Source organism: Janthinobacterium sp. GW823-FHT01H08, from assembly GCF_058797855.1.
Map to the genome: position 1 here is coordinate 5369690 of NZ_CM179504.1, position 24057 is coordinate 5393746.

Here is a 24057-nt window from a genome sequence, read left to right on the forward strand (position 1 = left end):
GTCAATGTTCTGTATTGCTCTGGCACACATCAAGCTGCTTGCCCGCGCCTTGCATACGCTCTCCCTGTCGTCAGCCACAGAGAGCAACGCTATGCCCTACATTGCGCGTGCCGATTATGCGAAGCAAAAAGAGTTCGTGGGAAATGGCGAGTGCGTTACCCTGGTCAGGCACCTCACCGGCGCCCGTGCCTCATCGCTTTGGCGCGAAGGAAATAAAGTGCCGGATCTGCTGGAACAAGGCGGTATCACGAAAGGTACAGTGATTGCCACCTTCGTCAACGGCCGCTATCAGAATCTGCGGCAGGGCAATCATGCGGCGCTGTTCATCCGCCAGGTGCCTGGCGGCATAGCAATTTTCGACCAGTGGCGTAACCACAAGCCCAGCGCCCGCGTGATCTACTTCGGCCGTTCGGCGGCCGGGGCATCGAATCGTCCCGAACTCTATTCGGTAGTGCAATGAAGCCGCTCGCACTGGCGACATTGGTCATCGCTGCCGCGGCGATGCGGCCAGTTGCCGCAGCCCCCATTGCGTCCGTTTCTTGCCCGCAAGCGCCTCCCTCAAGCTGGAACCTGCCGGCCAGCAAACTCGATGGCGTACGCGTGCTGTCCTATCCGGCGGATCAGCCGCCAGCAGCTGGCGAAGCGTTGCCTATCCTGGCCCCGGACAAGGAATGGGCACGCAACGGCACCTTGCATCAACGCTGGGACATCAATTTTGATGCGCCCGAGTATCTGTTTCAGATGGACTGCCTGTATGCGGGAACCGAACGCTACCTGCGCATGGCTTTGCCAGGCATCAAACAGTGCGTTGCAGCCATTACACAGCAAACGAAAATAGTCAGTTTTCAGTGCAAATAGTGCGCTCAATACCACTCCTCAAGCCACTCCCCGCAGTTGCGTCAAACATGCAAAAATCCATTCAGAAATGACTGGTAAGCAAGGTCAGCAAGCGGCAAGCGCGTTCGATGTGCGGCAGCCCTACGATTGACATATCTCAAGGTAGCGTCCCAGCACCTTGTCCATGCCCTGCTCAATGCATTCGACCACCAGCGCATGGCCGATCGACACTTCCAGGATGCCGGGAATGTCCAGGAAGCGCGCCAGGTTGTGCAAATCGAGGTCGTGCCCCGCATTCACGCCCAGCCCCAGCGCCTGCGCCCGCCGCGCCGCCTGCAGATACGTGTCAAACACGGCCTCGGCCTGCGCGCCGCCATAACTCTCGGCAAACCGTTCCGTGTACAGCTCGACCCGCGCCGCGCCCACCTCGCGCGCCCATTCCAGCGCCGGATAGTCGGCATCTACGAACAGGCTGACGCGGATGCCCAGGTCGTTCAATTGCGCAATGGCAGGACGCAACAGCGCCGCATGCCGTTCGATGTCCCAGCCGTGATCGGACGTCAGCTGGCCCGGCATATCGGGCACCAAGGTGCATTGCGCCGGGCGCGCGTCTTTCACGACCTGCAGAAATTCCGCCGCCGGATAGCCCTCCACGTTGAGTTCGCGTCCCCGTTCCGCGCACAAGCGCTGCAACGGGGCAACATCATCGTAGCGCGCATGGCGCTGGTCCGGGCGCGGGTGCAGGGTAATGCCGGCGGCGCCCAGGTCGAGAAAGCGCGCGGAAAACGCGAGCAGGTCCGGGAAATTGCGGCCGCGCGAATTGCGCAGCAGGGCGATTTTATTGACGTTGACGGAGAGCTGGGTCATGAAAGGAATGAAGTGAAAGTGACGGGTCTGGCAGCGATTGTAGCGGATCGCCCGCACAGGGCACGGCCAACCGAACTCAGCGCTACGTGCTACGATGCAAGACAAGTTCCACGCTTTCAATACTTACCATGACCTACCAGCTATTCCTGTTTGACCTCGACGATACCCTGCTCGACTTCCGGGCGTCCGAAAAACGCTCGTTTCTGCACACCATGCACGAACTGGGTTTGCGTGACGGCATCGACGGACTGTTTTCCCAGTACCAGGCGATCAATGTCGATCTGTGGAAACGTTTCGAAACGGGTGAGGTGAGCAAGGATTTCCTGAAGGTGGAGCGCTTCCGCAAGACGTTCGCACTGAACGGCATCGCCATCGACCCGGAACTGGCCAGCCGCCTGTATCTGGAATCGCTGCCGGACACGGTCGTGCTCATCGATGGTGCAAAACAGGTGTGCGAAACGCTGTCGCGCCTCGGCGAAGTGGGCATCATCACCAACGGCGTCGAATCCATCCAGAACCGCCGCATCGCCGCTTCCGGCCTGAGCGACTACATCTCCTTCGTCGCCACCTCCGAAGCGTGCGGCCACGCCAAGCCGGACGTGCGCTTCTTCGACTACGCGGCCAACATGGCGCGCGCGTTCAGCAAGGAAACGACCATCATCATCGGCGACCGCCTGGACGCCGACATCCTGGGCGCCAACCGCTACGGCATAGCCAGCTGCTGGTTCAACCCGGACGGCATGGCCAACACCTCGGCCGCCATCCCCACCTGTGAAGTGGCCAGCCTGCACGACGTCGTGCCAGCGCTGGAGATGATGCAGGTCAACTTGAAACAGGCTTGATCTTCCACAAGCGCACCGCCTGGATATGCGGGCAGCGGCACGAAAACACGCCGCTGTTCGCGTAGAGTGTAGGCAAGCGCCCTGCCCACCTGATTGCGCGTCAAGCGATCAATCGCGCGTCAGCACTTCCAGCAATTCGATCTCGAAGATCAAATTGGAGTCCGGCGGTATCAGGCCCACCTGCCGCTCGCCATACGCCAGATGCGCCGGCACCCACAGCTTGCGCTTGCCGCCAACCTGCATGCCGTGCAAACCCAGAATCCAACCCTGAATGACCTTGTTATTGCTCAACACACAACGGAAAGGCTCGCCCCGCTTGTGCGACGAGTCAAACTCCGTCCCATCTTCCAGCCAGCCCCGGTAATGCGCCGTGATCAGCGCGCCACGCGCCGCCGCCTTGCCATCACCGACGACGATGTCGTCAATCTTCACTTCGGCCGTCATCTCGTTTCATCCTTCATCAAAGCACCAAGCCGCGATTGTACGACAGCACGAAAAAAGCCCCGGCAGTCACCCGCCGGGGCTTGTTCTATTGCTGCAAATTCTGGTGGGCCTCCCGTGAGTCGAACACGGCACCAACGGATTATGAGTCGCTAACACAGACCTGCTATAGATACGCATTTTCCGTACAATCAATGACTTACCTAACCACCCTCCTGCTTTGGCTCTGCATAACACAGCTATGCCGTTGACACTTTGTTGACGACACTCTTACGGACTGCCTGACGCCCTAGAGGGGCGTCATGAGGCATCAAGTGATCCCCTGAACGGGGATGAGGCCGCTAAAGCGAAAGACCGGCCCGCTACCGCGCTTTCTTCGTATAAGCAACTTTTCACTGCGGTCTTGCAACATTAAACCCTAGAAGAAAATACGCTACCGTCATATCAGCTGGACAACTGGTAGTTGACTAAAATTATGAGTCCACCTAAGACTCCGAAACTGTTCAGGAATTGATGGTAGGCTCATTTTCTGAGTTAGGTAGATCAGCTTGATGCTCCTGCAATACGTGATGATGGACCGCCATAAATTGATGCGCTACTCGGCGCGACTGTGTCATCGTATCCGGGGGATATTCTTGAAAAGCATCAAGCTCTGCACCATACCGCAGACGTAAATTAATGGCTATTTCGTCTGCGGGAATCAGTCTAGATACGGAATTGTACTGCTCACGCCCAAAGTCCGCAGGTCGCGGAAGTCCACTCTCCATACCCCAAGCTTCTCCTACGTAACAAGCTAAAAATATGTCTAATTGCTCAGGTGCACAACTAATGTGCGCCTCTAGCCTCTGTTGAACATGGGCCGTCGACGCTCCCTCAGTCCAAAACCAATACAGGGAAGGGGCATCCTTGGGGTATGCGATAAATAATGGAGAAACTGCATCAGCCTCTTCAATCCGAGCGGTCAGAATAGTTCTCAATGGTGCTTCGCCCTCATCAGTCAAAACCCTTTTTTCTGGAGGCCTATCTACATGATGGCGAATCCACCTAAAACATTCCAATGCAAAATCGATGGGATTTGCAATTTGAAAAACACGCTCTGCTTCTGCTTGCCGCTGCGCTCCTGCTGGTACCTGTCGCAAAAGACCGGCAATGAGCATTCCTGCTTTTGATCGTGTATCAGCAATTACCATCATTCCTCGCTCACGGGGAAGTAAATCGGCATTTTGTGAGAACGTCGTAAGTAAAGCAGAAGCCTGAGCCGGAGTTAGAGAATTTTCACGTTGCCGAAGCCTTGAAATCACTCGCGGTAACCCGTGTCGCGCAGCGAATGCTTGTAGTCGCTCCCGTTTTTCTTCGTCTGAAGCAGTTGGTCCTACCTCACAAAGCTCATCTACATCCGCATCGGGCACGTCTCCAATTGGTACGCCATATGTAAAGTAACGCTTAAAATAATGGCTTGAAGAAATCTTCTGATCTGCAGCCCAGACATTGTCCCACTCTCCTTCATATCCCATACGGCTAATACGCGGAAATAGTGGTTCAAGAAGCCGTGATTTCACGTTTTCACGCTCTTCGGCGGTGAGTTCTGGTGTTGAGCTCGCTATGAGAGCGTCAACTCGGCTAACAACTTCGTGACCAATCCCACGAAATACTTGACGTTCAGCCTTGAGAAATAATTCGGAATTATCTCTTATTGCAGTGTAAAGACTAGGATACATGACCCGTATCCCTTCAATGAGCATAAGATCAGTCGGGTTGACCTCTCCTTTGAGAATCGGCAGCGCGAACAGTAGTGCATTTGAAAACAACTTGGCACGACGTGGCGTTCCAATCTGGGAAAGAAGCGCGTCATCAAAATGCCTAACAAACGCATCTACTTGGGTCTGCGTCAACTCAATACCCGCTTGGTTTATTGCATTCTGTGCGCCCTCTAGTGCAAGTTGCCGCAAACTGTTCTGGTCTACTGGAGGGAGATTCAGTGGCACTTGAATAATTTTTTCAAGAAAGGCCCGCCCAGCTGAAATACCACCTGCACCATAACGCTCTCCAAGTGCAGCTGAGACAACAACGTCATCAAAAGCTAGAACATACGAGGTATGTCGAAAACTGGCAGATAATTTAACCAGTTTAAAAATAGCATGAGTTTCATCACGGTCCAACCGGTCAATGTCGTCAATCAGAATTACGAGGCGTTTATTGGCCTCATCCAGCATTCGTTCGATCCGTTTTCGAAGTTCATCCAAACCTACATTTGACATAGCCTCGCCAACACCTTTGGCAGTATCACCTGGAGCGATCTGAACTATGCCACCAACCGTCACCGATGCAAGGGAAAGCACACTCCCGTACTTTTGTAACAGCTCACCGGCTCTTTCCTTCATACTAGGGAGCGACTTCCCCATTGCCTCAGCGAGGGTAGCAAAGAACCCTCTGAGTAGCTGATCGCTACTTTGAAAGTGCCAAGGATTGAATCGAACTGTGATCGTATTCGGGTAGGTCTGAAGGGTCTCCTGCATCATTTCAAGCACAGAAGTCTTACCATCTCCCCAGGGACCGAAAAGGCCAATAACGATACTGGATGGATCTATTCGAGTGGCAATTGTTTCCGCTATTCGCGTCGCAAAAGATGCTCGATTAAAGCGATCATCAGCTTTGCAGGTGATGGGTTGATCCGCAATGTACTGATTTTGAACCGCCGTCTCAGGCGGTGCCGCGTCAGCCTCATCTCTTTCTCTATCCGCTTCTGGTGAAATAAGTTCTCTTAACTTCCTCTTAAAAAATTCGAACACGCTCTACTCCTTTATTGTGGAATATTTCAAAAAAAAGACACTAGACAAATTGCATTTTTGAATATTAACATTATGCAGAAGTATAAGGATGGCAGGGTCAGGTCCGCCATTCAGACACAAGCCCAACCATAGCCGCATTGAGCAACAATAATGACCTGTAGCGTACTTAATTGCAAATACAAGTTCGAACGGCAGGCAAAGTACACAGCACCTCCTATGCACTCCGTACCGCTATAAGATGAAATTAGTGACGAAGCCAGAACCCGCCCATCCGAACGACCAAACCTTGCGGTGGTTGTCTCGCACATAAAAAAAGCCCCGGCAGTCACCCGCCGGGGCTCATTCTATTGCTGAAAATTCTGGTGGGCCTCCCGTGAGTCGAACACGGCACCAATGGATTATGAGACACATGTTCTACCTAACAAATCTTGCAAATGAAAGAAGTCCTATCTAAATTTGCAAATTTCACTGATAGTCTACCAGAGTCGCAGAACCTTGCCCCATACCAAACGCTCCGAAACGTCCCAGGTAATCTTCACTATCCACCCGTTGCAGAGCTTCGTGTATCGCTTTCAAAAATTCCCCCACCTCATCCTCTACCCGTTCAATATATGCAGCATTGCAGTACTGATGCCAAGTTGGATGAAGCCTACCCGACAAGTAATCGGTCATTTCCAAATTAAGAGGAACCAGTTCTTTCTTTACTACTTTTTCTTGCTTTCCATGTGCCATGGCATCCCGAAACTGTACAAGCTCAGACAGAAGTATCCACTGAGATCCATTTTCATCAATAACAATTCCTAAATCTTTGCAAAGTAGGCGATATTTCCGAAGAATTGAGTAACGCTCATAAGGTTTATTCTCACGTTGCCATTCAACCGGAAACAATCGTGGTCCCACAAAATTTGTGTACGCCTCCGCCGAAAAAGCAAACATACACAACGATGCCATAAATACAAAATTTGACCCTACTTCATCTTGCACTGCTTTTTTCTTCAAAATTTTAGCACCATGCCATAAATCGGCGTAGGTGTTTACCACAAGCTCCTGATGAACATCCACCATCTTTTTTGCATCACTTATCATGTTCATCCCCTATTTCTTTATTACGTACGGGGTAGCAGGGTCAGATCCGCCATTCAGACACAAGCCCAACCATAGCCGCATTGAACAACGATAATGACCTGTAGCGTACTCAATTGCAAATACAAGATCGAACGACTGGCAAACTACGCGACGCCTCGTATGCACTCCGTACCGCCATAAAGATGGAATTGGTGACGAAGCCAGCAGCTATCACGCCCAAAAAACCAAGCATTGCGACGATTGTCTCGCGCATAAAAAAAGCCCCAGCAGTTACCCGCCGGGGCTAATTCTATTGCTACAAATTCTGGTGGGCCTCCCGTGAGTCGAACACGGCACCAACGGATTATGAGTCCGCTGCTCTAACCAAGCATGAGCTAGAGGCCCAGGGGACTGCGGCTTGGCGGCGCTGTTGATGCCCGCCTCGCGCGGCCGTTTTGGAAACGGACACGCGAGGATAGGGGTATCAGGGGCGTACGTCAAGCCCTATTGGCTTCTAGTTGCCTTCCAAGAAGCTTTTCAGCTTGTCGGAGCGCGATGGGTGGCGCAGCTTGCGCAGCGCCTTGGCTTCGATCTGGCGGATGCGCTCGCGCGTCACGTCGAATTGCTTGCCCACTTCTTCCAGCGTGTGGTCGGTGGACATCTCGATGCCGAAACGCATGCGCAGCACTTTTGCTTCGCGTGGCGTCAGGGAATCGAGCACGTCCTTGACCACGCCCCGCATGGACGCATGCAGCGCTGCGTCGGCCGGGGCCAGGGTGTTGTTGTCCTCGATGAAGTCGCCCAGGTGGGAATCGTCGTCGTCGCCGATCGGCGTTTCCATCGAGATCGGTTCCTTGGCGATTTTCATGATCTTGCGGATCTTGTCCTCGGGCATTTCCATCTTGATCGCCAGGGTGGCCGGATCGGGTTCCGCGCCCGTTTCCTGCAGGATTTGGCGGGAAATCCGGTTCATCTTGTTGATCGTCTCGATCATGTGCACGGGAATGCGGATCGTGCGCGCCTGGTCGGCGATCGAGCGGGTAATCGCCTGGCGGATCCACCAGGTCGCATAGGTCGAGAACTTGTAGCCGCGGCGGTATTCAAACTTGTCGACGGCCTTCATCAGGCCGATATTGCCTTCCTGGATCAGGTCGAGGAATTGCAGGCCCCGGTTCGTGTATTTCTTGGCGATCGAAATAACCAGGCGCAAGTTGGCCTCCGTCATTTCGCGCTTGGCCTTGCGCGCCTTCATTTCACCGGCCGCCATCTGACGGTTGATGTTGCGCAAGTCCGGCAGCGGCAAGACGACGCGCGCCTGCAGGTCGATCAGGCGCTGCTGCAGTTCCTTGACGGTCGGAATGTTGCGGCCCAGGATGGCGCTGTACGCGTGTCCTGCGTTGACTTCGCCATCGACCCAGTCGAGGTTGGTTTCATTGCCCGGGAAGACCTTGATGAAGTGGGCGCGCGGCATGCCGCAGCGGTTCACGGCCACGTCGAGGATCTGTTTCTCGATATGGCGCACTTCGTCCACCTGGCCGCGCAGGGTGTCGCACAGCTTTTCCACGACCTTGGCCGTGAAGCGGATGCCCAGCAACTCTTGCGAAATGGCTTCCTGCGCCTTGGCGTAGGGCTTGGAGTTGTAGCCTTCTTTTTCGAAGGCGCGGCGCATCTTGTCGAACTGCTGCGAAATGACGGCAAATTTTTCCAGCGCCGTGCGTTTCAGGGTTTCCAGCTGCTCAGCCGAGAAGCCGGCGGCGCCCGAAGCGCTCGCTTCAGGAGCGGCGGCGACCGGTTCGTTCTCATCGACGAGGCCGTCGACGATTTCGTCGATCTTGATCTCTTCGTTGGCGATGCGGTCGGCGGCGGCGATGATCTCGGCGATCGTCACGGGACAGGCGGAAATGGCCTGGATCATGTCCTTCAAGCCATCTTCGATGCGCTTGGCAATCTCGATCTCGCCTTCGCGCGTCAGCAGCTCGACCGAGCCCATCTCGCGCATGTACATGCGCACGGGGTCGGTGGTGCGGCCGAAATCGGAATCAACGGTCGACAATGCGGCCTCGGCCGCCGCTTCCGCCTCGTCATCGCTGGTGACGACGGCAACGTTATCGGACAACAACAACGTTTCCGCATCGGGCGCGTGTTCGTAGACGGCGATGCCCATGTCATTGAAGGTACCAATGATGCCTTCGATGGCTTCCGGATCGACAATGTTTTCGGGCAAGTGATCGTTGATTTCCGCATACGTGAGGAAACCGCGTTCCTTGCCGAACTTGATCAGGGTCTTGAGTTTCTGGCGCCGGCGCTCGAGTTCTTCCTCGCTCGCTTCCGTGTCGGACGAGAACGCATCCTTCAGCAGCGCGCGCTCTTTCGCCTTGCGGTCCTTGGCCTTGGCCTTGTCGACGGCCTTCAGTTCGGCACGCTCGACGGCGTTCAGGGCAGCGACTTCATCATTTTCTGGCTGGAATTCTTTTGGCTTGCGGCCGCGGCGGCCTGGCACTTTTACCGACGGCAAGACATAACCGGACGTATCGATGGCCGCCAGGGTGGCGGCGTCGGTGGTCTGGCTGACCACGGGCGCGCTGGTCACGCGCGCTTCTGGCCGGTCGAGCGCCTTTTCGGCTTTCGTGGTAACTTTAGTGGGCTTTGCAGCCGCTTTGGATTCGGGTTTCTTGATTGGCACAGGCGCTTTCGATTACACAACGACTTGCTTTACGGTGGATTAGGATAAAGTTTGCTGCCAGTTCCCTGTCTACCTGCGGGAACCACCATCTTCGAACCTGCCGACTACGCAAATTCGACACTGTTACGTTACTTACACCTCATCGGCCACGATCCGCGGGAAGCGCAGCAATTCCTGTCCACCGGCTGTTGCCAGCCGTCTCGGCAAAAATTCCTGCATCGACCGCGTTGGGAGCGAGAGCCTGGCGCGGCTTGCCAGCGTCTGCGAGCCTTGCCCGCAACGCCGAAAGCGCCAGTTGGCCCTGGCTGCCGACACGATCCACCGCGCCGATCAAGAGCCTAACTTACTGAAAACAAATACTATTTACGAAACAGAACTAGCTTGCCAAAGCACACAATACTTAGCATTTAATTATAGCACGCGAAAAATGTTTTTCCAGTGCGCGACATACCCTCAGGGCAAGGTTAGCGATTCACCAACTCGGCATCGCGTTCGCGTTCCAGCTCGCCCTGCTCCTGCATGATTTCGCGGTAGCGTACACCAATTTTCTCCGATGGCAAACCCGACGCAAACAATTGCTGCAATTCCGCCTTCAAGGCATTCAGTTTGATCTCGCGGATGGTGCTCACCAGCCACGACAATTCACTGTCGTAATCGGATTCCGTGCCGGCCGCGATCTCGCCGATGATCTCGTCGTATTCGCTGCCCAGCTCCTTCAACTGCTGCGCCAGCGCGGCAAAACTGCCGTGCTCGCCCAGCGCCTGGCCCACAGCCACCAGTTGCCCCAGGCTGTGCGCCGCATCCGGGCCCAGGTGCTGGAAGGCGGTCAGGGCCGCCTCGTCGATGCGCAGGGTCAAGGGCGGATGCGCCACCAGCATGCGCATGATCTTCAATTCCAGGCCCACGGGCACGGGACGGCCCGATTTCGGCGGCGCGCGGTGCGCCACGGCAACGGGTTTGGCCAGCTCGAACAGGGCTTCGATCTCGGCCGGCGTGGACTGCGTCAACTGCGCCAGGCCGCGCACGATCTGCAGGCGCAGCGACGACGGCGCCATCAATTGCAGCAGGGGCTTGGCGTCGAACTGCACGCGGGCGCGCCCTTCCGGTTCCGACAGATCATGCTCGCCCGACACTTCTTTCAACAAGAATTGCGACAGCGGCATGGCTTCATGCACCTGCTGCTCAAAACCTTCGGCGCCGAATTCGCGGATATAGCTGTCCGGATCGTGTTCCGACGGCAAGAACAGGAATTTGATCGTTTTATTGTCCGACACGTGGGCCAGGCTCGCTTCCAGCGCGCGGCGCGCGGCGCGGCGGCCGGCCTTGTCGCCATCGAAGCTGAAAATCACGTTATCGGTCTGGCGCAGCAGTTTCTGCACGTGGGTGGGCGTGCACGCCGTGCCCAGGGTGGCCACCGCTTGCGGGAAACCCATCTGCGCCAGCGCCACCACGTCCATATACCCTTCCGTCACCAGCACGTAGCCGGCGTCGCGGATGGCCTGGCGCGCCTCGAACAGCCCATATAGTTCGAATCCCTTGGAAAACAAGGGGGTTTCCGGGGAATTCAGGTATTTCGGTTCGCCATGGTCAAGCACGCGGCCACCAAAGGCGATGACCTGGCCCTTGGTATTGCGGATCGGGAACATGATGCGTTCGCGGAAACGGTCGTAGCGCTTGCGGTTGTTGCCCTCTTCATCGACCTTGTCGATCACGAGACCGGCCTCGGCCAGGGCCACCACGTCGTAATCGGGGAAGACGGAACGCAGGTTATCCCAGCCGCCGGGCGCGAAACCCATGCCGAAGCGAGCGGCCACTTCGCCCGTCAAGCCCCGGTTTTTGAGGTAGGCGATGGCTTCCGGCGCGTGGCGCAATTGCCCGCGGTAATAATCGCACGCCTGCGTCATGGCGTCGGACAGGGCCAGGCTTTGCGCCTGGATCTGCGCGCGCTGGGCCGGCGGGATCTTGTCGTCCGCTTCCGGCACGACCATGCCCACGTTTTGCGCCAGGTCCTTGACGGCGTCGACAAAGCCCATGCCCGAGTACTCGATCAGGAAGCCGATCGAGGTGCCATGCGCGCCGCAGCCGAAGCAGTGGTAGAACTGCTTGGTGGGGCTGACGGTAAAGCTGGGCGACTTTTCACTGTGGAACGGGCACAAGCCCATGAAATTGGCGCCGCCTTTTTTCAGCTGCACATAGCGCCCCACGACATCGACGATATCGACGCGGTTGAGCAAATCGGAAATGAAGGATTGAGGTATCACTGGCTAGGGCGGGTCTTGTTATAGGTCAGACTATACTACCGCACGTGGCCGGAGGTTGAGCCAGGTCAACGTGTGGGCGATTGAGCGGCTGCCAGCGCGACGGCTGGCAGCCCTTGCTACTATTGTTGCTTACGCGGCTGGCGTCAAGGCTTTCTTGACCAGCGCGGAGACCACGGTCATGTCGGCGCGGCCAGCCAGCTTCGGCTTGACGATGGCCATGACCTTGCCCATGTCTTGCGGACCGGCGGCGCCCGAGGCGGCCACGGCGGCAGCCACTTCAGCCGCCACTTCTTCATCCGACAGACCGGCAGGCATGTAGCCGATCAGGTGCACCAGCTCGGCTTTTTCGATGTCGGCCAGGTCGGCACGGCCACCGGCTTCGAACTGGGTGATCGAATCCTTGCGCTGCTTGATCATTTTTTCCACGATGGCCGTCACGTGGGCATCCGTCAATTCGATGCGCTCGTCGACTTCCTTGCGCTTGATTTCCGCCAGCAACAGGCGAATCGTGCCCAGCTTGCCCGCTTCCTTGGCGCGCATGGCGTTTTTCATGTCTTCGGTAATTTGTTCTTTCAAGCTCATGGCAATCCTCGTTGGTCAGTATGGGAACGGTGCTCGTGCGCGGCCAGAAACAAGTACGGGCCACAAAAGCGAAAACCCGCTGCGGCGAACCGGAGCGGGTATGCGACTCATCTGAAGTATCACTCCAGGCGAATCAAAACAAAACCCGTGGCGAACAATGCGCCGAACTACCCGGGTTGGTTCTGACTGAACAGTCTTAGAATAATTTTTTCGGCAGTTGTTGGCTGCGGATGCGTTTGTAATGACGCTTGACAGCAGCTGCCAGCTTGCGCTTGCGCTCAGCTGTTGGCTTTTCGTAGAATTCGCGAGCGCGCAATTCGGTCAGCAGACCCGTTTTTTCGATGGTGCGTTTGAAGCGACGCATTGCGACTTCGAACGGCTCGTTTTCTTTAAGGCGAATAGTGGTCATGTAAAATTCAAACCGTTGAGGTGGTGTATAGGAAGAGATAGATAGTAGCAGCTTTTATTCGGAAAGGGAAGCCCCTCCCCCACTTGCGTGCGGCATGCAGCCTGCGGTCGCTGCCGGAATGTGGCGTAAACCACGCACCGGGATCGGCGCACCGGGCGCCAAAACCCCATATTACAGAGTAGCTTACTGCAAGGCAATACCTGCCGCCACGCCGGAAGCCCAGGCCCACTGGAAGTTGTAGCCGCCCAGCCAGCCCGTCACGTCGACCGACTCGCCGATGAAATACAGGCCCGGCACTTTATTGGCCATCATGGTCTGCTGCGACAGTTCGCGCGTGTCGATGCCGCCGCGCGTCACTTCCGCCTTGCGGTAGCCTTCGGAACCGTTCGGCACGATGGACCAGGCATTGATGGCCTGCCCCAGCTTGCGCAGCTGCGCGTCGGGCATGTCGGCGATGCGCGCGTCCGGCGCCAGGCCGTTCGTGGCCAGCAGGCAGTCGGCCAGGCGCTGCGGCAGCCATTGGGCGACGATATTGCCCAGCTGCTTCTTCAGTGTGCCCTTGCCTTCGATCAAGGTCTGCGCCACATCGACTTCCGGCAGCAGGTTGATGACGATGGGCTCGCCCGGCAGCCAGTAGCTGGAAATCTGCAAAATCGCCGGACCGGACAGGCCGCGATGCGTGAACAGCAAGTCTTCGCGGAAACGCGCGCCCGTGGCCTTGCGGCCTTTCAGGCTGCCCGTTTCCACATCCACTTCCAGCGCGATGCCGGACAATTCCGCGAACGGCGCCCAGCTGGCCGGGTCGAACGTCAGCGGCACCAGGGCCGGACGCGGCTCGACCATCGCCAGGTCGAATTGTTTGGCGATGCGGTAGGCAAAGTCGGTGGCGCCGATCTTCGGAATCGACAGGCCGCCCGTGGCGATGACGATGCTGGCCGTCTCGATGTCGCCGCTGTCCGTCTGCAGCACGAAGCCGCCGTCCGCTTGCTGGACAACATTATCGATCTTGCACGGCATGCGCCAGTGCACGCCGCCAGCGGCGCACTCGTCCTTGAGCATGTCGATGATCTGCTCGGCCGATTCATTGCAAAATTGCTGGCCCTTGTGCTTTTCGTGGTAGCCGATCCGGTATTTTTTCACCAGCGCGAGGAAATCCTGCGGCGTATAGCGCGACAGCGCGCTCTTGCAGAAGTGCGGGTTTTCCGAAAGGAAATTTTGCGGCGTGGCGTTAATATTGGTGAAATTACACCGTCCGCCACCCGAGATGCGGATCTTTTCGGCCAGCTTGGCCGCGTGATCGATCAACACCACGCGCTTGCCTTGCTGGGCGGCAACAGCCGCACACATCATGCCGGCCGCGCCCGCGCCGATCACTGCCACATCAAATTGTTTTGCCATAAGAATTCCGGTCACCGCTGATTACAAAGACGCCATTGTAAACTGCGGCGGCGCGGCTAGCGCGGCCGTGCCGCAATCTGCCGCGATGTCGTCAAGCATTGCTCCACCTGTTCGGCGATCGACGGCGGCACGGGCACCTCGCCGCGCAGCACGGCCGCGATCCAGGCGGCCGTGGTGGCCGCATCGCGCTCGGCCGGCAAATGCGGCAACTCTTCCACCAGCAACTGCTTTTCCACCAGCACCGTGCGCTCGCCGTCGTGGAACCAGTCGATCTGCTGCGCCTTGTTGGCGTTGGCCACCGTTTCGCCTTCCGTGCCGCGCATCAGGAAGGCGTCGCCGCGCGCGGGATCGCAGGCAGTCAGGAAATATTCACCGAGCATTTCCAGGTATTCGGGATGCGTGTACGACACCAGGCGCAGGGCGGGAGCGGCGAACGGCTGCATGATTTTCACGAGGGTATGCGTGGAATTGCGCACGCCCAGCACGCGCCGCAGCGACAGCATGTGCGCCAGGCGCGGCGCCAGCGCCTCGATCGGCAGGAAGGCCGCTTCGCCGCGCGCCATGGCGGCCTCGGCTTGCGCATGGCCCTGCGAGGCGGGCACGCCCAGCGTGGCCAGCACCTCGGCCGTCGTGATGCGGCCCGGGTCGCTGGTGACGCCATGCACGAGCACGGGTGCGCCCGCGCGCGCCAGCAGCAGCGCCAGCAAGGCCGTCAGGTTCGCCATCTTGCGCGCGCCGTTGTAGCTGGGAATGATGATCGGCGCGAATTCGCCTGCCGGCGCGGCCAGCGGGACGAACGAGGCTTCGGCAGCATCGAGGAAGCCGGCGATCTCGTCCACGGACTCGCCCTTGATGCGCATCGACAACAAAATGCCGCCCAGTTCCAGGTCCGACACGCGGCCCTCGAGCATGGCACGGTACAGGGCGCGAGCATCGTCGCGCGTCATGCTGCGCGCGCCGTTCTTGCCGCGTCCTATTTCTTTGATGAAACGTGCTGCAGGGAATGGCTCGCCGGCCACATCGGTATGGGGGATGGAAACAGTCGTCATGGCGCCAGCTTACACGGATTTTTCCCCTTGCAGACGGGCTGAAGGATGCCATAGGCGCCGATGCAACAGTCTTTCCAGCTATTTTTTTGATGAATGTGCTTCGCGCCTGCATCCAAACGCGCCGCCGCTGCGTATAAGACTGCACAGGGGGAACTCATCATGGAACACGCGATCAAACAGGAAACGGCCTTCGTCGGCATCGAAACGGGCAAACTGCTGCTGAAAGCCGTGCTGCGCTCGGGCGGCGACGTGCTGTGCAAGGTGCTGGAAAACGACATGGCCGGCTACCGCTGGCTGCGCAGCTGGCTGCAAAGGAACGACGTGCCCGTCATGGGCTTGCGCGTCTGCATGCGCCTCGACGCCCCGTACAGCGAGACGCCAGCACGCATGCTGGCCGACATGGGCATGCTGGTCTGCGATGCCCAGCCCGCGCAGCTGGCAGACTATCTGCGCAGTCAAGGTTTGCCCGAGGATGCGGCGCACGGCGCCGTGGTGCTGGCCAATTACTGCGAGGACAAACGCCCCGCTGGCTGGACGCCGCCCTCGCCCGCCTATGTGGAACTGCGCTTGTGGCTGCGCCGCCTGCACGCCATCGCAGGCGTGCGCAAGCAGGAGTCGGCGCGCCTCGACGTCTATCTGCGAGCTGGCCAGCATGCGCTGCACGCCCTGTTGCGCCAGCAAATCGCCTGCCTGGACGCGCAGATACGCCAGCATGAAACTGCCATCCTCGCGCACGTGCGGCGCCATCCCGGCCTGCCCCGGCCGCCCGAGCTGGCCGGCAACTACCAGCGCATCGCCCGCTACAGCGTTGGCGCCAGCGTGACCGGCGGCCATTGAGCGTCCGGGAGCATGGGGCCGGCGGCGTGCCGGCCCTGCCATAAAAACAACTCATGCATTCCCGTTTTGGCCCCAACCCCGCTGCTAGGCCGCATTTCCGCTACACTATTGCCTCTTAAAGAACGCAATAGCGAAAGCCGAGCCAGAATCATGAATACGCCAGACATCGAAAATATCAACGTCACCTCTTTCGCGCCCATGCCGACACCGGCCGAACTGCACGCCAAGCTGCCCTTGTCGGAAAGCGCCTTCGACACCGTCAGCCGCGGCCGCGAAGCGCTGCGCAACATCATCGACCGCAAGGACCAGCGCCTGTTCGTCGTCGTCGGTCCGTGCTCGATCCACGACCCCGTCGCCGGCCTCGATTACGCGCGCCGCCTGAAAGCGCTGCAAGAGGAAGTCAAGGATACGATGCTGCTGGTGATGCGCGTGTATTTCGAGAAACCGCGTACCACCACGGGCTGGAAGGGCTATATCAACGACCCGTACATGGACGATTCGTTCAAGGTCAACGAAGGCATGGAAAAGGCGCGCCAGTTCCTGCTCGACGTGTGCGAACTGGGCCTGCCCACCGCCACCGAAGCGCTGGACCCGATCTCGCCGCAATACCTGGGCGACTTGATCGCCTGGACGGCCATCGGCGCGCGCACGACGGAATCGCAGACGCACCGCGAAATGTCGTCGGGCCTGTCGACACCGGTCGGCTTCAAGAACGGCACCGATGGCGACATCAGCATCGCGGTGAACGCGATCCTGTCGTCGGCGCACCCGCACTCCTTCCTGGGCATTAACGCCGAAGGCAACGTCGCCATCGTGCGCACGCGCGGCAACGCGTATGGCCACGTGGTGCTGCGCGGCGGCGACGGCCGCCCGAACTACGATTCGGTCTCGATCGCCATCGCCGAACAGGCGCTGGCCAAGGCCAAGCTGCCGGCCAACCTGGTGGTCGACTGCTCGCACGCGAACAGCTATAAAAAGCCGGAGCTGCAGCCGCTGGTGATGGGCGACGTTGTCAACCAGATCCGCCAGGGCAACCGCTCGCTGGTGGGCGTGATGATCGAATCGAACATCGTCGGCGGCAACCAGAAGATCCCGCAAGACCTGTCGCAACTGACCTACGGCTGCTCCGTCACGGACGGCTGCATCGACTGGGACACGACGGCCACCATGCTGCGCGATGCGCATGCGCATTTGGTCAATCGCCCAAAATAATGCCGGCGATGTTGTCGGATTACGGCGCTTTGCGCCTAATCCGACCTACGAATTGAGCCGCGTAGGTCGGCTTAGCGCGTAGCGCGTAAGCCGACACATCACTGCAGACAAAGAACGGCGCCCTGTGCGCCGTTTTTGCTTTTCCCTTCATCACGCCATCTGCACATGCGGCAGCACGGCGAACGATCCCGCCAGCGCCTGCTCCGCCTTGCTGGCCGGGATATTCAGTTCATTGATGTCCAGGTAGATGCGCCCGTCGAGGATGCGCACGGCGTACATGCGCGCCATGCCCTGCACGGGCGCCACCAGGCGGCCCGAATCGAGCTCGATGATCCAGCCGTTCTTCGGCCCCATCAGGTTTTTCTCCATCAGCACCCCCTGCGCCAGCGGGCCGCCCAGGCAGGGCACCGTGTCGAGCAGCGCATAGACCGTGTCGTCCACCGCGCGAAACAGCGCCACGCCGGGCAAATCCTGCCACGCCAGTCCCCGCTGCACCATGCGCGCGCCCGCCAGCGGCATGTCCTTCAGGCGGCAAATCATTTTCCATTGTTCCGGCATCGCAAGCTCCCTTGAAAAAGGCACACGCCTGTCTAAGCAAGAGCGGTGCCAGTGCCGTTCCAGGCGCAAAGCAGCCGGAATCGCGGGCAAAACCGGCCCGCGCCGCACTGCGCAAGTGCACACTGCCGCCGAAATGGTGCGCCGGCCGCACGGTGGACTGCGCGGCTTTCCTTTACAATGGCGGATTACTCCTCCCTATTTAGCACCTTCATGATTGTTCTTGGCGTCGAATCCTCCTGTGACGAAACCGGCCTGGCCTTGTACGACACGCAACGCGGCCTGCTGTCGCACGCCCTCTATTCGCAAGTCGCCATGCACGAGCAGTACGGCGGCGTGGTGCCGGAACTGGCGTCGCGCGACCATATCCGCCGCGCCATCCCGCTGCTCGAAGAGACCCTGACGAAGGCCGGCATCGGCCTGTCCGAAATCGATGCCATCGCCTACACGCAGGGCCCGGGCCTGGCCGGCGCGCTGCTGGTGGGATCGTCCGTCGCCTGCAGCCTGGGCCTGGCCATCAACAAGCCGGTGCTGGGCATCCACCACCTGGAAGGCCATTTGCTGTCGCCGCTGCTCGCGTCCGAGCCGCCGGAATTCCCCTTCATCGCCCTGCTGGTGTCGGGCGGCCACACGCAGCTGATGCGCGTCGATGGCGTGGGTCAGTACACGATGCTGGGCGAAACCCTCGATGATGCGGCCGGCGAGGCGTTCGACAAGTCGGCCAAGCTGCTGGGACTCGGTTACCCGGGCGGTCCCGCCATTTCACGCCTGGCCGAATTCGGCGACCCGCTGGCGTATAAACTGCCGCGCCCCATGCTGCATTCGAAGGATTTCAACTTCAGCTTTTCCGGCCTGAAGACGGCCGTGCTGACGGTGGTGAAAAACCATGAAGAAAAAGTCATCGCCAATATCTGCGAGCAGGACAAGGCGAACATCGCACGGGGCTTCGTCGACGCCATCGTCGACGTGCTGACGGCCAAGTGCGTATCGGCCCTCAAGCACACGGGCTTGAAGCGCCTGGTGATCGCCGGCGGCGTGGGCGCCAACGCGCAGCTGCGCGCCTCGCTCAATGCGGCCGCCGCCAAGAAGCGTTTTAAAGTGTATTACCCGGAGCTGGAATTCTGTACGGACAACGGCGCCATGATCGCCTTTGCCGGCGCCATGCGCCTGCAGATCAACCCGGCCGCCGCCAAGCACGATTACTCGTTCAACGTGCGCCCGCGCTGGCCGCTCGACGAAATCCGCGAAGTCTGATCACGCCAGCAGGAAATTGCGCGCGCCCGCCAGGGCCGCGCCCTCTTCCACCGTCTCATCCTTCAAGTCCACGCCCGACAGCTGCCGGCTGAACGCCTGCGACAGCAAATAGTGCAGCCGGTACGCGGCCGGCGCATACGCCAGCCCCTCGGGGCGCACGTTCGAGATGCAGTTGCGGCGCTCGTCCAGCAAGCCTGCCTTGGGCGCCCACGTCAGGTACAGGCCCAGGCTGTCCGGGGAACTCAAGCCCGGCCGCTCGCCGATCAGCACCAGCACGGCCCGCGCTTTTATCAATTCGCCCACCTCGTCGCCGACGGCCACCCGCCCTTGCGCCACAATGTGCAGTGGCGACAACGTCCACGCTTCCAGCGCCAGCCGTGCGCGCAAAGCGGCCAGGAACGGCGCCGCGTGGCGCTGCACGGCCAGCGCCGACAGGCCATCGGCCGCCACCAGCGCCAGATCCACGCCCTTGGCGCCACCATCCAGCCGCGCCCGTGAAGCATCGTCGAGCCGGCGCCCCAGGTCGGGGCGTTGCAGATAGTCGGCGCGCGTGGCGGCGGCGCTGTGCAGCTGCACGCAGGCTTGCCCCTGCGCGGCCAAGTCGCGCGCCAGGGCTTCGCCATCGAGGGCCAGGTGCACGGCGTCGCGCGCCTGCGCGTGGGCCAGCTGGAACGCCAGCTGCGCCCTGGTCGGCACGCTCACGCCGCGGCGTCCCAGCGCGATGCGCGCCGCCGTATGCGCGCGCAGCGTTTGCCACGGGGTTTTCTCGTCCATGTATGCTCCCTAATCGTCCAGGCGCAGCAGGGCCGCCTGGAAGGCCGGCGCCAGCGCCGTGTTCAGATTTCCCTGCGCATTCGTGATCTGCATGCGCGCCAGCCAGGCCGCGAATTCGGGCGCGGGACGCAGGCCCAGCACGCGACGCGCATACAGGGCGTCGTGGAACGAGGTGCTCTGGTAGCCGAGCATGATGTCATCCGCGCCCGGCACGCCCATGATGAAATTGCAGCCGGCCACGCCCAGCATGGTCAGCAAGGCATCCATGTCGTCCTGGTCCGCTTCCGCGTGGTTGGTGTAGCACACGTCGCAGCCCATGGGCAGCCCAAGCAGCTTGGCGCAGAAATGGTCTTCCAGCCCCGCGCGCATGATCTGCTTGCCGTCGTACAGGTATTCGGGGCCGATGAAGCCCACCACGGAATTGACCAGCAGCGGCTGATACGCGCGCGCCACCGCATACGCGCGCGCCTCGCACGTCTGCTGGTCCATGCCGTGGTGGGCGCCGGCCGACAGGGCGCTGCCCTGCCCCGTCTCGAAATACATGACGTTGCTGCCCACGGTGCCGCGCCCCAGCGACAGGGCCGCCGCCTGTCCCTCGGCCAGCAGGGCCAGGTCGATGCCGAAGCTGCGGTTGGCCGCCTGCGTGCCCGCCACCGACTGGAACACCAGGTCGACGGGTGCGCCGCGGCGTATCGCCTCGAGCGTATTGGTGATGTGCGTGAGCACGCAGGACTGCGTGGGAATCTGATATTGAGCTATGACGGCGTCGAGCAGCTGCAGCAGCGAGACCACCTGCGCCACATTGTCGGTGGCGGGATTGATGCCGATCACGGCGTCGCCGCTGCCCAGCAGCAGGCCATCGAGCACCGACGCCGCGATGCCCGTGGCGTCATCCGTCGGGTGGTTCGGCTGCAGCCGCGCGGACAGACGCCCTTCCAGGCCCAGGGTATTGCGGAAAGCCGTGACGACACGGCACTTGCGGGCCACCAGCACCAGGTCCTGCAGGCGCATGATTTTCGAGACGGCGGCCGCCATTTCCGGCGTGATGCCGGCGGCGACGCGTGCCAGCGTTGGCGTATCCGTCGCGTCATCGAGCAGCCAGTCGCGAAAGTCGCCCACGCACAGGTGGGCAATCGGCGCAAACGCGGTGCGCGCGTGGGTGTCGATGATCAGGCGCGTGACTTCATCGTCCTCATACGGCACCAGCGCCTCATTGAGAAAGGCCGACAGCGGCACCTCGGCCAGCGCCAGTTGCGCCGCCACCCGCTCGCGCGCGCTGGCGGCCGCCACCCCGGCCAGCACGTCGCCCGAACGGGGCGGCGTGGCCTTGGCCAGCAGCTCCTTCAGGCTGGCAAACTGGTAAACATGGCTGTCTATCGTATGGCTGAAGCGGGGCATGGACTTCTCCTGTGGGGTCAGAGACCCGCCGGGTCTGACCCCGGAGCATGCCTATTCTACGCCCGGAGCAACGCGATACCACCCCACGTCACAAACTGCGCAGCGCCCCTTCCAGCTGCGGATAGCGGAAGACAAAGCCGTCGGCTAATAGCCGGCGCGGGGCGACCCGCTGGCCTTCCACCAGCAAGTCTGCCTGCTCGCCCAGCAAGGCGCGCATGACGAAGGCCGGCGTGGGCACGATGCTGGGGCGGTGCAGCACGGTGCCCGCCACCTGGGCAAAGCGGCGCTGCTCGATCGCTTCCGGCGCGCAGAAGTTATACGCGCCGCTCACGGCACCCTGTTCGCTGCGGCGCGCCACATAGGCGATGGCGCGGATGACGTCGCGCACATGCACCCACGTGACCCACTGCCTGCCGCTGCCCAGCGGGCCGCCTGCACCGAAGCGTATCGGCAGCAGCATCTGCGGCAGCGAACCCTGGTGGCCGAAGACGAGGCCAAAGCGCATGCAGCCCACCTGCACGCCAAATTTTTCCGCCTGGCGCGCGGCCGCTTCCCATTCCTGGCACAGCTGCGACATGAAGATGGCTTGCGGCGCGCTCTCCTCCGTCAATTCCGTCGCGTCGCCCTGCGGCTGCACGCCGTAGTAACCGATGGCCGACGCCGACAGCAGCACCCTCGGCTTGTGCTGGGCGCGGGCGATCCACGCCACCAGGTCCTGCGTCAGCGCCACGCGGCTGCGGCGCAGGGCCGCCTTGCGCGCCTCCGTCCAGCGCTTGCCGACGATGCGCGCGCCGGCCAGGTTGACCACCATGTCGATGCGCTGCGCATCCGACAATGCGTCCAGCGACCGGATGCAGCGCACCTGGCCGTCGAAGGTCCACGCGGCCTGCTTGGGCTGGCGCGTCAGCACCGTCACCGCATGGCCGTCGGCCAGCAAGGCGCTGACCAGTTGCTGGCCGATGAAACCCGTGGCGCCCGTCACCAGCACGGATTGCGGCGCGGCGGCAAAGCGCAGGCGCTCCTCTTGCTCCGCTGTCTCCTGGACCTTGCGCCGTCCCAGCTGCCACACGGCATACGCGTCGCGCAGGCCGGACAGGCCCACGCCCACGCCGCACAGGGCGAGGAAGACGCTGAGCCAGCCATATGGCTGCCATACGAGGGCCGTCGGCAGGCTCGCCCAGTCGCTGCTGTTGAGGGCCAGCAGGGCGATGAAGGCGCCCGCGTTGATCGCCAGCACCGTGTGCGTGACCCGCTCCGTGGCGGGCAAGAGGCGGGTCTGGTCTTCGACGACGAAATCCCACAGGGTCAGCACGATTTCCACGCCAAAGACAATCACCAGCACCCAGGCCCAGGCGCCATGCCATTCCCAGGCCGCCAGGCCCACGAACAGCAGGCTGTAGATCAGCGCGCGCGTGGCATGGATGGTCAGTTCCAGGCGCGCCGACGCCTTTTGCGGCAGCGCTTCCGTGATTTCATGGTGATAGATGGTGTCGAAGGCGCCCAGGCAGCCTTGCGCCGCCATCAGTTGCAGGGCCAGCAGATGCGTATTCATGGTGTCTCCTTCATTTCCGGTGCGGCGGATTCGCGGAACACGCCGACCTGGGTAAACGTGGTGCCGAACAGGGCGTGGCGGATCTCGATGCGGATATTGAACTGCTGCGGCGTGTCGTTGCGGTGGCACAGATACGTCTTGCCGGGCGTGAGCACGCCGGGCAGCGGCAGGCGCCAGCCGAAAAGATCCCAAAAATAGCCGTCGCTGGTGAAATGCAGATTGCCATCTTCCACGTGCAGCACCAGCTTCATGCCCAGCCCCATGCCCACGTATTCGAGCACTTCACCTTTTGTGCTTTCAGCCATGTAGGACGTGAAGCGGATCGGCGCGCGGCCATGCAGACGGTAGGTGCGCTGCTTGAAGATGAAGGGGCAGCCGGGGCGCGAATAGACTTCGATATCGACGGGGAAGTCGTGATCGTCATGCGGGATCAGGGCGCCGTCGATGAAGGGACGCGTGAGCCAGCCCAGCACCTTGCCCAGGCGCGAACTGGTGAGTTCACTGAGCTCGCCCCGGTAATACAGGGGCTGGCCCGGCGCGGGATTTTTCTCGAAGCGGCGCCGGATGTCAGGGTGCAGGGTCAGCCAGCGCTCGCCCATGACCTTCTTGAACAATTCTCCTTCCGAGGGGCCGTTCATGCTTTTCCCGGCTTGCCCGGCTTGTCGTCCGGGCTGAGGAACTTGGCCACCTTGCCGCCCATCGACAGCATGCGCTGCAGGGTCGCCGGCGGCAGGTTTTTGTAGTCGCTATAGGTGGAGCTGAGCATTTCCAGGAAGGCCAGCACTTCGCCCATGCGCGCCAGCGTCTCCGGCGGTATCGCCGCATCCTGTTCGCCCTCGATCGCGCATTCGCGCAGCACCGTCAGGGTGGGGTCGATCTCGCGCCGCTTGCGCTCTTCCATGATGACGCGGAAGATTTCCCACACATCCTGCAGGGCGACGAAGTGGTCGCGCCGGTCCCCCATCACGTGCGTGATGCGCGCCAGGCCCCAGCTTTGCAATTCCTTCAGGCTGTTGCTGACGTTCGAGCGGGCCACGTTCAGGCTGGCCGCGATATCTTCCGCCGTCAGCGGTTCATTGGCCAGGAACAGCAGCGCGTGGATCTGCGCCACCGTGCGGTTGACGCCCCAGCGGGTGCCCATCTCCCCCCAGTGCAGAATATATTTCTGCGTAGTCGGACTCAATTCCATGGTTTTCTCTTATTTCTGTCGTTACAGAAATGTAAGATGAAACAGAAGTCCAGTCAAGCGCGA

22 protein-coding genes and 1 tRNA gene are annotated in these 24057 nt (G+C 60.4%); 6 read left to right on the forward strand and 17 right to left on the reverse strand.

Annotation, left to right across the window (positions count from 1 at the left end; all coding sequences use genetic code 11):
- The first annotated feature begins 4 nt into the window (after nt 1-4).
- Both AC3RCG_RS24060 and AC3RCG_RS24065 read left to right on the forward strand, forming a co-directional pair.
- Nucleotides 5-460 carry a BPSL0067 family protein gene (locus AC3RCG_RS24060; protein WP_492401783.1) on the forward strand — a complete coding sequence of 152 codons (456 nt, stop codon included), beginning with the start codon at nt 5-7 and terminating at the stop codon, nt 458-460.
- Nucleotides 457-858 carry an STY0301 family protein gene (locus AC3RCG_RS24065; RefSeq protein ID WP_492401781.1) on the forward strand — a complete coding sequence of 134 codons (402 nt, stop codon included), beginning with the start codon at nt 457-459 and terminating at the stop codon, nt 856-858. Before AC3RCG_RS24060 ends, AC3RCG_RS24065 begins: the two co-directional genes overlap by 4 nt.
- 120 nt (nt 859-978) lie before the next feature.
- Here the strand turns inward: AC3RCG_RS24065 and AC3RCG_RS24070 are convergent, their stop codons facing one another.
- Nucleotides 979-1704 (reverse strand): pyridoxine 5'-phosphate synthase, encoded by a 726-nt coding sequence (locus AC3RCG_RS24070; protein ID WP_492401780.1) that lies wholly within the window; start codon nt 1702-1704, stop codon nt 979-981.
- A gap of 128 nt (nt 1705-1832) precedes the next feature.
- Here AC3RCG_RS24070 and AC3RCG_RS24075 point away from each other — a divergent pair, with 128 nt between their 5' ends.
- A complete protein-coding gene (locus tag AC3RCG_RS24075) occupies nt 1833-2546 on the forward strand; it encodes a YjjG family noncanonical pyrimidine nucleotidase (RefSeq protein ID WP_070310531.1) in 714 nt (237 codons plus the stop codon).
- Nucleotides 2547-2654: 108 nt separating this feature from the next.
- On the opposite strand, the gene AC3RCG_RS24080 is transcribed toward AC3RCG_RS24075, so the two are convergent.
- The 10 genes from AC3RCG_RS24080 to ybiB all read right to left on the reverse strand — a co-directional run bounded on the left by AC3RCG_RS24080 (nt 2655) and on the right by ybiB (nt 15223).
- A complete protein-coding gene (locus AC3RCG_RS24080; RefSeq protein ID WP_070310532.1) occupies nt 2655-2990 on the reverse strand; it encodes an FKBP-type peptidyl-prolyl cis-trans isomerase in 336 nt (111 codons plus the stop codon).
- 500 nt (nt 2991-3490) lie between these two features.
- Complete coding sequence (locus AC3RCG_RS24085; protein WP_492401778.1) at nt 3491-5776, reverse strand: KAP family P-loop NTPase fold protein; 2286 nt, start codon at nt 5774-5776, stop codon at nt 3491-3493.
- Nucleotides 5777-6241: 465 nt separating this feature from the next.
- On the reverse strand, nt 6242-6868 hold the full coding sequence (locus tag AC3RCG_RS24090) for a hypothetical protein (protein WP_141749879.1): 627 nt from the start codon (nt 6866-6868) through the stop codon (nt 6242-6244).
- Between the two features lie 299 nt (nt 6869-7167).
- Nucleotides 7168-7246, reverse strand: a tRNA-Ile gene (locus AC3RCG_RS24095).
- Between the two features lie 109 nt (nt 7247-7355).
- Nucleotides 7356-9524: an RNA polymerase sigma factor RpoD gene (gene rpoD / locus AC3RCG_RS24100; protein WP_492490381.1), complete on the reverse strand. Its 2169-nt coding sequence runs from the start codon at nt 9522-9524 to the stop codon at nt 7356-7358.
- A 464-nt stretch (nt 9525-9988) separates the two neighbouring features.
- Nucleotides 9989-11785 (reverse strand): DNA primase, encoded by a 1797-nt coding sequence (gene dnaG / locus AC3RCG_RS24105; RefSeq protein WP_070287782.1) that lies wholly within the window; start codon nt 11783-11785, stop codon nt 9989-9991.
- Between the two features lie 129 nt (nt 11786-11914).
- Entirely contained in the window at nt 11915-12367 is a 453-nt protein-coding gene (locus AC3RCG_RS24110; RefSeq protein ID WP_070287781.1) for a GatB/YqeY domain-containing protein, read from the reverse strand.
- Nucleotides 12368-12563: 196 nt separating this feature from the next.
- Entirely contained in the window at nt 12564-12776 is a 213-nt protein-coding gene (gene rpsU, locus AC3RCG_RS24115; protein WP_008451879.1) for a 30S ribosomal protein S21, read from the reverse strand.
- A 183-nt stretch (nt 12777-12959) separates the two neighbouring features.
- On the reverse strand, nt 12960-14174 hold the full coding sequence (locus AC3RCG_RS24120) for a BaiN/RdsA family NAD(P)/FAD-dependent oxidoreductase (RefSeq protein WP_230539917.1): 1215 nt from the start codon (nt 14172-14174) through the stop codon (nt 12960-12962).
- Between the two features lie 56 nt (nt 14175-14230).
- Nucleotides 14231-15223, reverse strand: a complete 993-nt coding sequence (gene ybiB, locus AC3RCG_RS24125; RefSeq protein WP_492401774.1) for a DNA-binding protein YbiB — start codon at nt 15221-15223, stop codon at nt 14231-14233.
- A 159-nt stretch (nt 15224-15382) separates the two neighbouring features.
- On the opposite strand from ybiB, the gene AC3RCG_RS24130 reads away from it, so the two are divergent.
- Complete coding sequence (locus AC3RCG_RS24130; RefSeq protein WP_141749880.1) at nt 15383-16060, forward strand: hypothetical protein; 678 nt, start codon at nt 15383-15385, stop codon at nt 16058-16060.
- 150 nt (nt 16061-16210) lie between these two features.
- On the forward strand, nt 16211-17272 hold the full coding sequence (locus AC3RCG_RS24135) for a 3-deoxy-7-phosphoheptulonate synthase (RefSeq protein ID WP_070287774.1): 1062 nt from the start codon (nt 16211-16213) through the stop codon (nt 17270-17272).
- A 150-nt stretch (nt 17273-17422) separates the two neighbouring features.
- Here AC3RCG_RS24135 and AC3RCG_RS24140 read toward each other — a convergent pair whose 3' ends face one another.
- Nucleotides 17423-17830, reverse strand: a complete 408-nt coding sequence (locus AC3RCG_RS24140) for a nitrite reductase (NAD(P)H) small subunit (protein ID WP_070310537.1) — start codon at nt 17828-17830, stop codon at nt 17423-17425.
- A gap of 210 nt (nt 17831-18040) precedes the next feature.
- Here AC3RCG_RS24140 and tsaD point away from each other — a divergent pair, with 210 nt between their 5' ends.
- Entirely contained in the window at nt 18041-19081 is a 1041-nt protein-coding gene (gene tsaD / locus AC3RCG_RS24145) for a tRNA (adenosine(37)-N6)-threonylcarbamoyltransferase complex transferase subunit TsaD (protein WP_070287772.1), read from the forward strand.
- Here tsaD and eutC read toward each other — a convergent pair whose 3' ends face one another.
- The 5 genes from eutC to AC3RCG_RS24170 all read right to left on the reverse strand — a co-directional run bounded on the left by eutC (nt 19082) and on the right by AC3RCG_RS24170 (nt 23994).
- Complete coding sequence (gene eutC, locus AC3RCG_RS24150; RefSeq protein WP_492401773.1) at nt 19082-19855, reverse strand: ethanolamine ammonia-lyase subunit EutC; 774 nt, start codon at nt 19853-19855, stop codon at nt 19082-19084.
- A 9-nt stretch (nt 19856-19864) separates the two neighbouring features.
- Nucleotides 19865-21253 (reverse strand): ethanolamine ammonia-lyase subunit EutB, encoded by a 1389-nt coding sequence (locus tag AC3RCG_RS24155; RefSeq protein WP_492401771.1) that lies wholly within the window; start codon nt 21251-21253, stop codon nt 19865-19867.
- An 88-nt stretch (nt 21254-21341) separates the two neighbouring features.
- Nucleotides 21342-22805: a TIGR01777 family oxidoreductase gene (locus AC3RCG_RS24160; protein WP_492401770.1), complete on the reverse strand. Its 1464-nt coding sequence runs from the start codon at nt 22803-22805 to the stop codon at nt 21342-21344.
- On the reverse strand, nt 22802-23443 hold the full coding sequence (locus tag AC3RCG_RS24165; RefSeq protein WP_492401768.1) for a DUF4166 domain-containing protein: 642 nt from the start codon (nt 23441-23443) through the stop codon (nt 22802-22804). The genes AC3RCG_RS24160 and AC3RCG_RS24165 overlap by 4 nt, the downstream gene beginning before the upstream one ends.
- Nucleotides 23440-23994 (reverse strand): GbsR/MarR family transcriptional regulator, encoded by a 555-nt coding sequence (locus AC3RCG_RS24170; protein ID WP_492401766.1) that lies wholly within the window; start codon nt 23992-23994, stop codon nt 23440-23442. Before AC3RCG_RS24170 ends, AC3RCG_RS24165 begins: the two co-directional genes overlap by 4 nt.
- Nucleotides 23995-24057 lie beyond the last annotated feature (63 nt).